Genomic DNA, 14,051 nt, shown 5'->3' with positions numbered 1-14,051 from the left:
GGGCTGTCGGCCGGTAGGCTGAGTTCTGATTTCGGTAGGCCAGTGCGGAGGGAAATGATGACTGATCGCGTGTCGGTGGGGAATCTGCGCGTCGCCCAGGTGCTGTACGACTTCGTCAACAACGAGGCTCTGCCCGGCACCAGCATCGACCCCGACAGCTTCTGGGCCGGGGTGGACAAGGTCGTCACCGACCTGCAGCCGCAGAACCAGGACCTGTTGGAGCGGCGCGACCAATTACAGGCGCAGATCGACAAGTACCACCGCCAGCACGTCATCGAGCCGCTGGACCCCGACGGGTATCGCGAGTTCCTCACCGAGATCGGTTATCTGCAACCCGAACCCGCCGATTTCATCATCACCACCGCAGGTGTCGATGACGAGATCACCACGACGGCCGGCCCGCAGTTGGTGGTCCCGGTGCTCAACGCGCGGTTCGCGCTGAACGCTTCCAACGCCCGGTGGGGCTCGCTGTACGACGCGCTCTACGGCACCGACGTGATTCCGGAAGACGACGGCGCCGAGAAGGGCACCAGCTACAACCGGGTCCGCGGCGACAAGGTCATCGCCTACGCCCGCAAGTTCCTCGACGAGGCCGTCCCACTGTCGTCCGGCTCGTGGGCCGACATCACCGGGCTCAGCGTCGAGGACGGCCACCTGAAGGTGGCGACCGCCGACGGATCCGTCGATCTGGCCGGCCCGGAGAAGTTCGTCGGTTACACCGGCGAGCTTGGCTCCCCCAGCTGGTCGGTGCTGCTGGTCAACCACGGTTTGCACCTCGAGATCCTGATCGACCCCGAGTCGCCGGTCGGCAAGACCGACGCCGCCGGCATCAAGGACGTCGTCCTGGAGTCGGCGATCACCACGATCATGGACTTCGAGGACTCGGTCGCTGCGGTCGACGCCGACGACAAGGTGCTGGGCTACCGCAACTGGCTCGGCCTGAACCGGGGCGATCTGTCGGAAGAGGTCGACAAGGGCGGCAAGACCATCCACCGCGTGCTCAACCAGGACCGCACCTACAAAACAGCTCGGCCCGAGGTCGCCGGCTCCGCGGCTCCGGAAGGCGCCCAAACCTTTACCCTGCCCGGTCGCAGCCTGCTGTTCGTCCGCAACGTCGGCCACCTGATGACCAACGACGCCATCGTCGTGAGCGACGGCAACGGAGCGGAAGCCGAGGTGTTCGAGGGCATCCAGGATGCGCTGTTCACCGGTCTGACCGCGATTCACGGATTGCGGTCCGGCTCGGACAACGGAGGGGCCAACGGACCGCTGACCAACAGCCGCACCGGGTCGATCTACATCGTCAAGCCGAAGATGCACGGCCCGGACGAGGTCGCGTTCACCTGCGAGCTGTTCAGCCGCGTCGAGGACGTTCTCGGCCTTCCGCAGGGCACCATGAAGGTCGGCATCATGGACGAGGAGCGTCGCACCACCGTCAACCTCAAGGCGTGCATCAAGGCCGCCGCCGACCGGGTGGTGTTCATCAACACCGGCTTCCTGGATCGCACCGGCGACGAGATCCACACCTCGATGGAGGCCGGCCCGATGATCCGCAAGGGTGCGATGAAGAGCACCACCTGGATCAAGGCCTACGAGGACAACAACGTCGACGCCGGTCTCGCGGCCGGCTTCAAGGGCAAGGCGCAGATCGGCAAGGGCATGTGGGCGATGACCGAGTTGATGGCCGACATGATGGAGCAGAAGATCGGCCAGCCGAAGGCCGGTGCCACCACCGCATGGGTGCCCTCGCCGACGGCGGCCACGCTGCACGCGATGCACTACCACTACGTGGACGTGGCGTCGGTGCAGGACGAGCTTGAAGGCAAGAAGCGGGCCACCATCGACGAGCTGCTGACGGTCCCGCTGGCCAAGGAACTGGCCTGGGCGCCGGAGGAGATCCGTGAGGAGGTCGACAACAACTGTCAGTCGATCCTCGGCTACGTGGTGCGGTGGATCGACGCGGGTGTCGGCTGCTCGAAGGTGCCCGACATTCACAACGTCGCGCTGATGGAAGACCGCGCCACGCTGCGGATTTCCAGCCAGCTTCTGGCGAATTGGCTCCGGCATGGCGTCATCACCGAAGAGGATGTGCGCGCTAGCCTGGAGCGGATGGCTCCGCTGGTGGACGAGCAGAACGCTGGTGACTCCGGGTATTTGCCGATGGCTCCCAACTTCGACGACAGCATCGCGTTCCTGGCCGCCCAAGAGCTGATCCTGCAAGGCACCCAGCAGCCCAGCGGCTACACCGAGCCGATCCTGCATCGGCGCCGACGCGAGTTCAAGGCCCGCGCCAGTTCATGAGCGCCGTTGGTTGGGGGAATCTCGACCACCCCGATGACTAACGGCCGCAGGCACCTCTGGCGCTCAGGAGAGGACCGGCATGGGTAGGCACAGAGCTCCCGATGACGACGAAGAACCGATCGACGACCCGTCAGATGACTATCCCGAGTCGCAGGACTTCGGAGATGCCAGCGGATACCGCGAGCCTCCGGGTCCACCGGCCGACGAACCATCTTTCCCCGGTTCCTTCGAGGCGCCGCGTTATCCGAGCCGTCCGCCGGAAGAATTCTCCGACGACTTTGCCGGCGATGCAGGCTTTTTCGGCTTCGACGAGCCAGCAGACGATTCGCGGGACGAGTTCGCGACCCCGGAGCCGGACCAGCCCCCCGCCGAGATCGACGCGCCGGACGACTTTCCTGACTTTCCACGACGTGACCCGGTCCCACCGGCTCCGCCCTCGGGTCCGCCGACCGGCGGCCACCGTGTTCTCCCCGATTTCAGCGGCGGTCACCGCAACGAGGCGGGACGCCGCGGGGTCAGCATCGGAGTGGTCGCCGCGCTGATCTCGGTCGTCGTGGTGGTGGGCGTGGTCATTCTGTGGCGTTTCTTCGGCGACGCGCTGTCCAACCGCTCTTACAGTGCGCGATGCGTCGGCGACAAGCAGCCGATCGCCGTGATCGCCGACCCGTCGATCTCCGATCAGGTGCAGCATTTGGCGGAACGATTCAACGGCATTGCCGCGCCGGTCGGCGACCACTGCGTCTCGATCGGGGTCAAATCTGCGGGCTCCGACGCGGTCGTCGACGGGTTCATCGGAAACTGGCCCGCAGATCTGGGCCAGCGGCCGGCGCTGTGGATCCCGGGCAGCTCGGTGTCAGCTGCACGATTGACCGCCGCGGTCGGTAAGGAAACGGTCACCGACAGCCGATCGCTGGTCACCTCGCCGGTCGTACTTGCGGTCCGACCCGAGCTGCATAAGGAACTGGGCGATCAAAAATGGTCGACACTGCCCGATCTACAGATCAAGCCCGACTCACTGGCCGGTCTGAAGCTGCCGTCGTGGGGATCGCTGCGTCTGGCACTGCCGCTCAGCGGCAACAGCGACGCCGCCTACCTCGCCGGAGAAGCGGTGGCCGCCGCCTCGGTGCCGCCGGGCGCGCCGCCGACCGACGGCAACGGCGCGGTGCGCACGCTGATCGGCGGGCAGCCCAAGCTGGCCGACAACTCGCTGGGCGAGGCGATGAATGCTCTGCTCAAGTCCAGTGACGCCGCGACCGCTCCAGTGCATGCGGTGGTCACCACTGAGCAGCAGCTGTTCGCCCGCGGGCAATCTCAATCCGACGCCGGCAGCACCCTGAGCTCGTGGTTGCCACCGGGTGCCGCCGCGGTCGCCGACTACCCCACCGTGCTGCTCAGCGGATCCTGGCTGTCGCAGGAACAGGTGACGGCGGCCAGCGAGTTCGCCCGGTTCATGCACAAGCCCGACCAGTTGGGCGAGTTGGCCAAGGCCGGTTTTCGCGCCGAAGGCACGAAGCCGCCGAAGAGCGATGTCACCGACTTCCCCGCGCTGACGTCGACGCTTTCGGTCGGGGACGACGGGACGCGGGCCGCGCTGGCCAACACCGTGTCAGCTCCGGCCAGCGCGCCGGCGGCAACCATCATGCTCGAGCAGTCGATGACCACCGACGAAGGCGGCAAGACGCGGCTGGGCAACGTGGTCAACGCCCTCGACGACCGGATCAAGGCACTGGCGCCGAACGCGGTGATCGGACTGTGGACGTTCGACGGCAAGGAGGGCCGCTCCGAGGTGCCGGCGGGCCCGCTGGCCGATCAGGTCGACGGCAAGCCGCGTGCCGAGGCCCTGGCGGCGGCGCTGGACAAGCAGCATGCAACCGCTGGCGGCGCGGTGTCGTTCACCACGCTGCGCCTGCTCTACCAGAACGCCCAAGCCAATTTCCGCGCTGGGCAAACGAACTCGGTTCTGGTGATCACGTCCGGGCCGCACACCGATCAGAGTCTGGGCGGCCAGGGTCTGCAGGACTTCATCAAGCAGGCTGCCGACCCGGCTAAGCCGGTCGCGGTCAACGTCATCGATTTCGGGTCTGACTCCGACCGGGCTACCTGGGAGGCCGTCGCCAAGCTCTCCGGCGGTAGCTATCAGAACCTCGCCACGTCGGCGTCGCCGGATCTCGCCACCGCGATGACCAACTTTCTGAGCTGAGCCGGTGATGACGCGCTGGCCACCCGGCCGAAGACTCATACGGCGCTCAGCTGGTTTTCGATATTTTTTGCGTAAATCGAACACACATGCGGTTGCAACCTGTGAGGAATATGTGTCCAGCTTGCTCGGGGCGAACTGGGACGATTTCGGGCTCGGCAGCGCGCTGGACAACGTGAACCCGGGGACTCAAAGTCAGGCGTAGGACTCCACCGGCGGGCAGGAGCACACCAGGTTACGGTCGCCGTAGGCGCCGTCGATGCGACGCACCGGCGGCCACACCTTGGGCCGGAAGCCCTTGCCCAATGGGTAGGCGGCGACCTCGCGGGTGTACGGGTGCTCCCACTTGTCGACCAGCAGGCACTCGGCGGTGTGCGGCGCGCCACGCAGCGGGTTGTCCTCCACCGTCCACTCGCCTGCGCCAACCTTGTCGATCTCGTCGCGGATGGCAATCATCGCGTCGCAGAACGCGTCGATCTCGTCGAGGCTCTCACTTTCGGTCGGCTCGACCATCAGGGTGCCCGCGACCGGGAAGCTCATCGTCGGTGCGTGGAATCCGTAGTCCGCCAAGCGTTTTGCGACATCGTCGACGGTCACGCCGGTCGACTTGGTGATCGGTCGCAGATCCAGGATGCACTCGTGGGCGACCATGCCGTGCTCGCCGGTGTAGAGCACCGGGTAGTACTCGTCGAGTCGGCGAGCGATGTAGTTGGCCGACGCGATCGCCGTCAGCGACGCGGCCCGCAACCCGGGAGCGCCCATCATCCGGATGTAGGCCCAGCTGATCGGCAAGATCGACGCCGAACCGTACGGCGCGGCCGACACTGCCGGACCGGCCGGCAGTTCGGGTGCGTACGGGTGGCCGGGTAGGAAAGGCGCCAGGTGCGATCGCGCTGCCACCGGGCCGACACCGGGACCGCCGCCGCCGTGCGGGATACAGAACGTTTTGTGCAGGTTCAGGTGGCTGACGTCGCCGCCGAACTTGCCCGGCCGAGCGAGACCGACCAGTGCGTTCAAGTTCGCGCCGTCGATGTAGACCTGGCCGCCTGCCTCGTGCACCGCCGCGCAGACCTCTTCGACGTCCTGCTCGTACACACCGTGCGTAGACGGGTAGGTGATCATCAACGTCGACAACCGGTCGGCGTGCTCGCTGACCTTGGCCCGCAGGTCGTCGAGGTCGACGTCGCCGTTGGACCGGCAGGCCACCACGACCACTTTCATGCCGGCCAGCGCCGCGGATGCGGCGTTGGTGCCGTGCGCGCTGGACGGGATCAGGCAGATGTTGCGCTCTGACTCACCGCGGCTGGCGTGGTAGGCGTGAATGGCCAGCAGGCCGGCGTACTCCCCTTGCGAACCGGCGTTGGGTTGCAGCGAGACGGAGTCGTAGCCGGTCATCTGCACCAGCCAGGTCTCTAGGTCGGCGATCAGTCGTCGCAGGCCCGTGCTGTCCGACGCCGGCGCGAACGGGTGCTGGCGCGCGAACTCCGGCCAGGTGATCGACTCCATCTCAGCAGCGGCGTTGAGCTTCATCGTGCACGAGCCGAGCGGAATCATGGTGCGGTCCAATGCGAGGTCCTTGTCGGCCAAGGCTCGCAGGTATCGCATCATCGACGTCTCGGTGCGGTACTTGATGAACGCCGGATGAGTCAGGAATTCCGACGTGCGGGTCGCGACGTCGGCGGATCCACGCTTCGCGGGCGCCACACCGAACGCGTCCAACACCGCGGCCACGTGGGCGTCGGTCGTCACTTCGTCACAAGTCGCCGAGACGTGGTCGTCGTCGACCCGCCAGAGGTTGATGCCGTTGGCTTTGGCCGCGGCGATGACCTCGTCCGCACGGCCCGGGACGTGCGCCAAGACCGTGTCAAAGTAGTTGTCGTGCACCACCTTGTCGCCCAGCGCAGCGGCGATGGCCTCGGCGTGGCCGTGCACCCGCCGGGCGATGCCGGTCAGCCCGTCGGCGCCGTGGTAGCTCGCGTACATCGCGGCCATCACCGACAACAACACCTGAGCGGTGCAGATGTTGCTGGTCGCTTTGTCGCGGCGGATGTGCTGCTCACGCGTCTGCAGCGCCAGCCGGTAGGCGGGCGAACCGTCGGCGTCCAGAGACACGCCGACCAGCCGGCCCGGGAGCTGGCGGGCGTGCTTGGCGTGCACCACCAGATATCCGGCGTGTGGTCCGCCGAATCCCATTGGCACACCGAAACGTTGGGTCGTACCGAATGCCACGTCGGCGTCGATCTCCCCCGGCGGCGCGACCAATGTGAGCGCCAGCAGGTCGGCGCCGATGGCCACCAGCGCGCCGCGGTCGTGTGCCTCGGAAACAAGGGCCGACCAGTCGGTGACCCGGCCGCTGGCGCCGGGCAGCTGCGCGATCACGCCGAAGAACTCCCCGTCGGGTAGGCCATCCCGCAGGTCGGCGGTGACGATCTCGATGCCCAGCGGCTCGGCGCGGGTGGCCAGCACGGCGGCGGTCTGGGCAAACACGTCCACGTCGACGACCAACCGGTTGGCGTTACCTTTGACGGCGCGGTGCATCAGCGTCATCGCCTCGGCGGCTGCGGTGCCCTCGTCGAGCATCGACGCGTTGGCCACCTCGAGCCCGGTCAGATCAGCGACCATGGTCTGGAAGTTCAGCAACGCCTCGAGCCGCCCCTGGCTGATCTCCGGCTGATACGGCGTGTACGCGGTGTACCAGGCCGGGTTCTCCAAGATGTTTCGCAGCAGCACCGGTGGCGTGTACGAGTCGTAGTATCCCTGCCCGATCATCGACACCGCGACGGTGTTCTCGTCGGCCAGTGCCCGCAGCTCGGCCAGCGCCTCGGCTTCGCTGGCCGCCGGCGGCAGCTGATCGAGCCCCGGTGCGACGCCGGAGTCGGTCAATCCGTCGAGAATTCCCGCAGGCAGCGCGCGGCACGCGAGATCGTCGAGTGAGTCGACTCCGATGACCTCGAGCATCGCCGCGATGGCGACGGTGTCCGGACCGATGTGCCGGTCGGCGAAAAGCGGATTGGTGTAGTCGGACATCAATGATCTCCTGACAGCGAGGAAGGCAGGTCCTCCCCCTCTGTCGTCTACCCGGACCGGGCGCCTGAGAGATTCGACATCGAAATGTCTTTCCCCATGGGCGGGCGACCGATAGTCGCCGCTTTCCAGAGGCATCGGGGTCTGTCGCGGTCCGGGTGCCTGAGAGGTTGACGGAGAGGTGTTGCTCCTTCGGCGCCCGTGGCTGGCGGCCACGGAACTCTCCCGCGCAAGAACGATGCGTGGTCGAGTTTACCGGCTAGATGCCGCGGGCACAGCCCGCGGCTCCGATAACAAGAGGCTGGGTCAGCCGATCTTGCGGTCGCGGTGCTTACGCCGCGATGCCAGCTCGTCTTCCGGCGCGGCGATCGACTCGCCTCCGTCGGCGCGTTCACCGGGGAAATCGGCGATGGCGCCGGTCAGTTCGCGCATCGCGCCGGAGACGGCGATGCCGAATACGCCCTGACCGCCCTGCAGCAGGTCGACGACTTCTTCGGCCGAGGTGCACTCGTACACCGTGGTGCCGTCGGAGAACAGGGTGATGTTGGCCAGGTCCTGCACACCGCGCTGGCGCAAATGGTCGACCGCGACGCGAATGTTGTGCAGCGAGATGCCGGTGTCGAGCAGTCGCTTGACGATCTTGAGCACCAGGATGTCTTTGAACGAATACAACCGCTGGCTGCCGGACCCGGCCGCACTGCGAATCGACGGCACCACCAGCGACGTGCGTGCCCAGTAGTCCAACTGGCGGTACGTGATTCCGGCGATCTGGCAGGCGCTCGGTCCGCGGTAGCCGACCAATTCGTCGGGCACCGAGTCGTCGGGGAACAAGCCGCCCTGGACTGGTTCGGCCGACACGTGGATCGCTTGCTCGGGCTGAGGTGCCGAACTGTCATCGAGCGCGGTCGCGGACTCGAGATCCAGTTGATCCTGACGTGGCTGATCTCCCACGGGGGCTTCCTCTCGCCGATCGCGCTCGTTACGGGATGCAGGTTTCCGCGTTTGCTCAATCGAGTGCCTGTGAGCATACGCTTTTCGACTCGATGTCGCGTTTGTAGAACTGATCAATCGAGCAAAGTATGGCGGTCACAGGGATGACTCCACGCTATCCAACGGGCGTGTCGAGGTCGAACTCGCAGATGAGACGCATCCGTGATATCGCCGATTCAGATCTGCATTGCTCGATTACGGCGCGCCGCAGCGGCGCGCATCGTCGGCGGGCTCGTGCTGGATTGCCCGCCTCCTCACCGCGCCGCTGCGGCGCGCATCGTCGGCGGGCTAGGTGGCTTTGAAATCGTCGGGTGAGACGCTGTCCAGGAACTCCTTGAACTTCTCCACCTCGTCTTCGCGGACGGCGGTGGGCTCGTCGTCGTTCTCATCCGGAATCAGCAGGCCGGCTTCGGCGAGCACCGCCTCTTCGACGTAGATCGGTACGCCCACCCGTAGGGCGATAGCCACCGAATCCGATGGCCGCGCCGAGACGGTGATATTGCGGTCGAAGATCAAGTCGGCGTAGAAGGTGCCTTCTTGCAGGTCGACGATTCGCACCTCTTTGAGCGAATGGCCAAGGGCACCAATGAGATCACGAATCAGGTCGTGGGTCAGCGGGCGAGGAGGCTCGACTCCCTGCTGTTCGAGGGCGATCGCGGCGGCTTCGGACTGGCCGATCCAGATGGGGAGGTAACGATCACCGTTGGCCTCGCGCAGCAACAGGACCGGCTGGTTCTGCGGCTGCTCGACGCGAATGCCGACGACGCGAACTTCGCCCATCTGTGTCTGCCCTCCGCACGTGCCGCCGCTGTCGAATCAGACCTGCCCCGACGTCGCGGTGGAACACCAAGCCGCCGTACACAAGCTGTGGTTTCGAAGTCTAGTCCTTCAGCGGTGGAGAACGTCGCGCACTGCGGACTTGATCAACGACGTGTGCAGCGTGATGGCGAGGGCGGCCACCTCGCGCGCCAAGTCGTCAGCGCGGTCGCGGGAACCGGTTTTGCCGCCCTTGACGAGGGGCCCGGCGATTTGCGCGATCAGGTCGGATTGCCGGTCGGCGGCCGAGCGAAATGCCCGTAGGTGGCGTGGTTCGACGCCGTAGTCGGCGAGTGCGCGGGCACACTGCAGGATCACCACCGCGTGCTCGTCGAAGAATCCGCCCGGCCCGGTGGTGATCACTCCCGCCTTGAGCAGCGCCGTCAGCAGGTCGTCGTCCACACCGGAACGATCGAGCAGATCCTCGCGGCTGAGCCGGACGCGGCTGGCGACAACGGCCACCGAGTCCGCTTCGGCCGACGCCACGTCGCCCACCGTCACCAATCGCGGTACACCGTAAGGCGATCCGGTGAGCGGCAGCTCGCCATCGGGCTGAGCGTCCAGCTGGGCCTTGATCACCTTCAGCGGGAGGTACTGATCACGCTGCGCGGTCAAGATGAAGCGCAGGCGGGCGCAGTCGTAGGCAGTGAACCGGCGATAGCCTGACGCCGCGCGTTGCGGCGTTACAAGACCCTCCGCCTCCAAAAATCGAATCTTGGAGATCGTCACGTCCGGGAAGTCTGGCCGTAGCAGGTCGAGGACCGCTCCGATCGACATCCCGCTCAGTGCGGGGGTCTCGGGCGCGGTCACTAGCTTCCGGGCCCTCCGTCTTCACCGACCTTGGGTCCAGTCAGAAAGACCAAACGGAATTTGCCGATCTGGACTTCGTCGCCGTTGGCCAGCACGGCCGAGTCGACCGGTTCGCGATTGACGTAGGTGCCGTTCAGGCTGCCGACGTCCACGACGTGGAACTCGTCTGCTTCCAAACGGAATTCAGCGTGACGCCGGCTGACGGTGACATCGTCGAGAAAGATGTCGCTGTCGGGATGACGGCCGGCCGACGTGGTCGGTTGATCGAGCAGGAAGCGGGAACCGGCGTTCGGTCCCCGTTTGACGACCAGCAACGCTGAACCGGCCGGCAGCCCCTCCACGCCGGACACCGTGGTCTCGGTGCCCGTCTGTGCGGGGGCGTCCAGCTCGTTGAGGAAATCAGCGCGAAAGACTGACGTCGTCTCCACGGTGACCTCATCAGAAGTCAAGTCGTTGTCCTTGTCCGTCACCCGCTGCTCCTCACTGGCCGCTGCTGCGTTGTCTGGTTGGATCCGGCCGATCGGCTTCCCCACCCGCTGTGACCGTCGATGTGACGACCGTACCGCGCACAGGAGCCCAATGTGCCGTCCCCCGCCGGATCGGCGGCGACATCTGCTGGTCCGTTGGTCCGGCGCCTGTAGTCGCCGAGCGCAGCAAACGATAACAAGGGTCATTCGGCCAGCGAGGCGCGGTAGGTCTCGGCGTCCAGTAGCTCGCCGAAACTCTTCTCGAGCTCTTCGCCGTCGACCTGAAGGTCGAGCAGCCAGCCACCGCCGTACGGCTCGGAGTTGACCAATTCAGGAGTGCCGTCCAGATCCTGATTGACGGCAACAACTTTCGCCGAGACCGGGGCGTAGAGGTCCGACACAGATTTGGTCGACTCGACCTCCCCGAACGCCTCCCCCGCGGTCAGCTCGTCACCCACCTCAGGCAGCCGGACGAACACCACGTCGCCGAGGGCCGACTGGGCGAAGTCCGTGATTCCCACCCGGACGGAGTCGTCACCGGTTCGCCGAACCCACTCGTGGTCGGTGGTGTAGTGCAAATCTGGTGGGATTTCGCTCACGGTGTTCCTGTTCTGGTCGGTGGCTACTTGACGGGCTGAGCGTATTGGCGCGGTTTTGGTTGCCGCAAGGTGGTGATGTCCACCTTGTCGGCCTGCTGCACCGACATGGTGCCCCCGACGCGCTTGACGCTGTCGACCGCGCCGCCGGGAATGTTCATCGCCGCCGCGAGTGTCGGCGGATCACCAATGGCGGCAACCGAATACGGCGGCATCAAGGTCTTACCGTCGACGGTCAGTGCGCCAGGGGCCCCGACGATCCAGGTGTCGACGCCGGTTCGGACCGCCTGGTGGCGGTCGCCGATCTGGATGGCCTCGGCGCCGGCCGCGCGCAACTCGTCGAGGACGTCGAGCATCGCCTGCGGCGCCACTCCGGGCCCTGGGTCGTCGATGCGGACGGTCACGCCGGGCCCGGTGGCCCCGACCGTGCCGATCAGGATCGACAGCGCCGCCAATCGGGCCTGGGCGTTCTGAATGGCGGTCTGGTCGCTGCTGCCTGAGGCCTGCAGGGCGGTCAAAGAGCGCTGCAATTCGGTGACTTCGGTGCTCAGAGTGGCTTCGCGTTGGCGCAGCGAGTCCAGGAGCACCAATAGGTCTGCGGGGCGGGCGGTGTCCAGGGAGTCGCCGGACGTGGTCTGGTGCACCTGGGTGGCGATGGCCACGCCCAGCAGCAGGCAGAGCAGCACCGCCAGCGTGCCGAAAGCGGTGCGGCCGCGCCGCAGGAACCCGCGGGGCTGCAGGTCGCCGATCGCCGGTCGCGGCTCGTGTGGCCCGAGCTCGTGTCGGCCTTGGTGGTCCGCCTCGTCGTCGGGGACCTGCTCGAGCTTCTGGGTGGCGGCATCGTCGGCAACGTGCTCGAGCTTCCGCGTCGCGGTCTCGTCCGGGTCGGGATCGGTGTCGCTCATGTCGGCCTCACACCCGCTAGGCCCCGAACAGCCTGCGGCGCAGGGCGGCGGCGTTGCCGAAGATGCGGATACCCAGGACGACGATGATCGCGGTCGACAGCTGTGTGCCCACCCCCAACTGGTCGCCGACGTAGACGACCAGCGCCGCGACCAACACATTGAAGACGAACGAGACCACGAAGACCTTCGGGTCGAAAATCCTTTCCAGATAAGCCCGTAACCCCCCGAACACCGCGTCGAGCGCGGCGACCACCGCGATCGGCAGGTAAGGCTGGACGATTTCCGGCACGTTGGGATGGAAGACCAGGCCCAGCACGATACCAGCGGCTAGCGCTGCGATACCGATCATCGGTGCTCTGCTCCCACTACTCGAACCTTTCGCATGTCGTGATTCCGCACTACATCTTGTCGCACTACGTCTTGTCGCACTACGACGGACCAATCTCTTTGGCGAACTTGACATCTCGTACCGCGCCGGCCGGCAGCGTGAGGTTGTCCTTGGCGCTGACGTTGACGGCGACGCCATACGAAGCCTCCAGGAGCCGCAGTCTGCGCAAACCGGGGCTGTTGTCGAACACGTCCCGCATGGCGTGCGGCGGCCCGACTGCCAGCACCGAGTAGGGGCTGCTGGTCGGGTTGTTGTCGACGAGTATCGCGCCGCCTGCCTGCCGGATGGTGACATTCGGCCCGATCCGAACGCCGTCGACGGAGATCGCCTCGGCGCCGCTGGCCCACAACGAGTTGACCACCAACTGGAGGTCGCGATCGAGGATGATCTGTCGGCTGCCGGCGACCCGCTGCTTGGAAACATCCGACAGGTTCGGTCCCACCCCGGGATCGGTTACGGTCACGCTCAAACCCGGGCCGGTCACCTGCGTGCTCGCGGCCGCCAGTGCGAGCCGATCGAGGCTGACGAGCAGCCGCCGTCCCGCGGCGTCCTCGGCCAACGCCCGTCGCTGAACGTCATCGCGTTGCGTGGCAAGCGAATTGCGCTCCTTGGTCAGCTGCGCTGTCGTCTTCTCCTCCGAGCGCACGCCGGTGGCCAGCACCCGCTGGGCGGCGCTGACGCCCGGCGCGACGAGGCGGGCCTGCGCGACGGCGGCGGCGAACACCGCGGCCACCAGCAGCGCGGCCAGCGCTTGCCAGAACCAGCCCTGGATGCGGGCGCGCCCGGGTGGCTCGTCGCTCTGGTCGCGCTTCGCGGCAGCCGCCGCGTAGCCGGGATCGAGGTGCTCGGAGAGCAGAGCACGCAGCAGCGACGGCACCGGGATCCGCTGCACCCGCGCGGCCTCGTGTGCGCTCAGACCCGAATATGGCTCGTAGCCACCCAGTGCCTGGTCAGGCATGGCGGACCTTCACCGGAGGCATCCGGCGCAGCACTATGACCACCTGCCAGGCGTACACCATGAACGACCACAGGTACATGTAGGTGCCCCAGATCAAAAACGCCCAGCCGCAAGCCAATACGACGCGACTCCACAGCGCGTCCCACTGGCCCAGCAGGATCAGCGGGAAGGCCGACATCAGGGCGAACGTCGCGGCCTTGCCGACGTAGATCACCGGCAGCGCCGTGATGCCCCGCGTGCGCAGCAGCGGCAGCTCGGCGGCCAGTAGCACGTCGCGAACCAGTAGGACGGCGATGATCCACCACGGCAGGATGTGGGCAATACCGAAGACGATCGGCGTGGTCACCATGTACAGGCGGTCGACGAACGGATCGAGGTACGCACCGAGTTTCGAGGACTGGTTCATCAGCCGGGCGATCTTGCCGTCCGCCCAGTCCGACGCGCCGCTGAACATCAGGATCGCCACCGCCCACGCGTCAGCGTGCTTGAACAGCAGCAGGTAGACGAAGACCGGTATCAGTGCCAGGCGGAGTCCGCTGAGCAGGTTGGGCACCGTCAGGAGCCGGTCGTGGGCGGGCGGCCGGTTCATGTGCGGTGAC

12 protein-coding genes and 2 riboswitches are annotated in these 14,051 nt (G+C 66.4%); of the genes, 2 read left to right on the top strand and 10 right to left on the bottom strand.

Annotated elements, in window-relative coordinates:
• Positions 1 to 57 precede the first annotated feature (57 nt).
• Positions 58 to 2,301: a malate synthase G gene (locus ACQY5A_RS04380; RefSeq protein WP_428339164.1), complete on the top strand. Its 2,244-nt coding sequence runs from the start codon at positions 58 to 60 to the stop codon at positions 2,299 to 2,301.
• Between the two features lie 79 nt (positions 2,302 to 2,380).
• Positions 2,381 to 4,501 carry a hypothetical protein gene (locus ACQY5A_RS04375; RefSeq protein WP_428339163.1) on the top strand — a complete coding sequence of 707 codons (2,121 nt, stop codon included), beginning with the start codon at positions 2,381 to 2,383 and terminating at the stop codon, positions 4,499 to 4,501.
• A 192-nt stretch (positions 4,502 to 4,693) separates the two neighbouring features.
• On the opposite strand, the gene gcvP is transcribed toward ACQY5A_RS04375, so the two are convergent.
• From gcvP to ACQY5A_RS04325, 10 genes are all read right to left on the bottom strand, one after another.
• Positions 4,694 to 7,525 (bottom strand): aminomethyl-transferring glycine dehydrogenase, encoded by a 2,832-nt coding sequence (gene gcvP, locus ACQY5A_RS04370; RefSeq protein ID WP_428339162.1) that lies wholly within the window; start codon positions 7,523 to 7,525, stop codon positions 4,694 to 4,696.
• Positions 7,526 to 7,555: 30 nt separating this feature from the next.
• Positions 7,556 to 7,662: riboswitch (glycine riboswitch) on the bottom strand.
• Positions 7,663 to 7,760, bottom strand: a riboswitch (glycine riboswitch).
• A gap of 68 nt (positions 7,761 to 7,828) precedes the next feature.
• The gene (locus tag ACQY5A_RS04365; RefSeq protein ID WP_428339161.1) at positions 7,829 to 8,473 is read right to left on the bottom strand and encodes a MerR family transcriptional regulator; all 645 of its coding nucleotides are present in this window, start codon (positions 8,471 to 8,473) and stop codon (positions 7,829 to 7,831) included.
• Positions 8,474 to 8,800: 327 nt separating this feature from the next.
• On the bottom strand, positions 8,801 to 9,292 hold the full coding sequence (locus ACQY5A_RS04360) for a bifunctional nuclease family protein (RefSeq protein WP_428339160.1): 492 nt from the start codon (positions 9,290 to 9,292) through the stop codon (positions 8,801 to 8,803).
• 108 nt (positions 9,293 to 9,400) lie between these two features.
• A complete protein-coding gene (locus ACQY5A_RS04355; protein ID WP_428339159.1) occupies positions 9,401 to 10,138 on the bottom strand; it encodes a MerR family transcriptional regulator in 738 nt (245 codons plus the stop codon).
• Positions 10,138 to 10,608 (bottom strand): glycogen accumulation regulator GarA, encoded by a 471-nt coding sequence (gene garA, locus ACQY5A_RS04350; protein WP_428339158.1) that lies wholly within the window; start codon positions 10,606 to 10,608, stop codon positions 10,138 to 10,140. The genes ACQY5A_RS04355 and garA overlap by 1 nt, the downstream gene beginning before the upstream one ends.
• A 200-nt stretch (positions 10,609 to 10,808) precedes the next feature.
• Entirely contained in the window at positions 10,809 to 11,204 is a 396-nt protein-coding gene (gene gcvH, locus ACQY5A_RS04345; protein WP_428339157.1) for a glycine cleavage system protein GcvH, read from the bottom strand.
• Between the two features lie 23 nt (positions 11,205 to 11,227).
• Positions 11,228 to 12,106 (bottom strand): DUF881 domain-containing protein, encoded by an 879-nt coding sequence (locus ACQY5A_RS04340; RefSeq protein WP_428339156.1) that lies wholly within the window; start codon positions 12,104 to 12,106, stop codon positions 11,228 to 11,230.
• A gap of 16 nt (positions 12,107 to 12,122) precedes the next feature.
• A complete protein-coding gene (locus tag ACQY5A_RS04335) occupies positions 12,123 to 12,455 on the bottom strand; it encodes a small basic family protein (protein WP_428339155.1) in 333 nt (110 codons plus the stop codon).
• 79 nt (positions 12,456 to 12,534) lie between these two features.
• Positions 12,535 to 13,452: a DUF881 domain-containing protein gene (locus tag ACQY5A_RS04330; RefSeq protein ID WP_428339154.1), complete on the bottom strand. Its 918-nt coding sequence runs from the start codon at positions 13,450 to 13,452 to the stop codon at positions 12,535 to 12,537.
• Positions 13,445 to 14,041 carry a CDP-alcohol phosphatidyltransferase family protein gene (locus tag ACQY5A_RS04325; RefSeq protein ID WP_428339153.1) on the bottom strand — a complete coding sequence of 199 codons (597 nt, stop codon included), beginning with the start codon at positions 14,039 to 14,041 and terminating at the stop codon, positions 13,445 to 13,447. Before ACQY5A_RS04325 ends, ACQY5A_RS04330 begins: the two co-directional genes overlap by 8 nt.
• Positions 14,042 to 14,051 lie beyond the last annotated feature (10 nt).

Origin of the sequence: Mycobacterium sp., from assembly GCF_965277065.1 — a bacterium.
GTDB lineage: Bacteria > Actinomycetota > Actinomycetes > Mycobacteriales > Mycobacteriaceae > Mycobacterium.
This window is presented reverse-complemented; position numbering and strand designations above follow the sequence as displayed.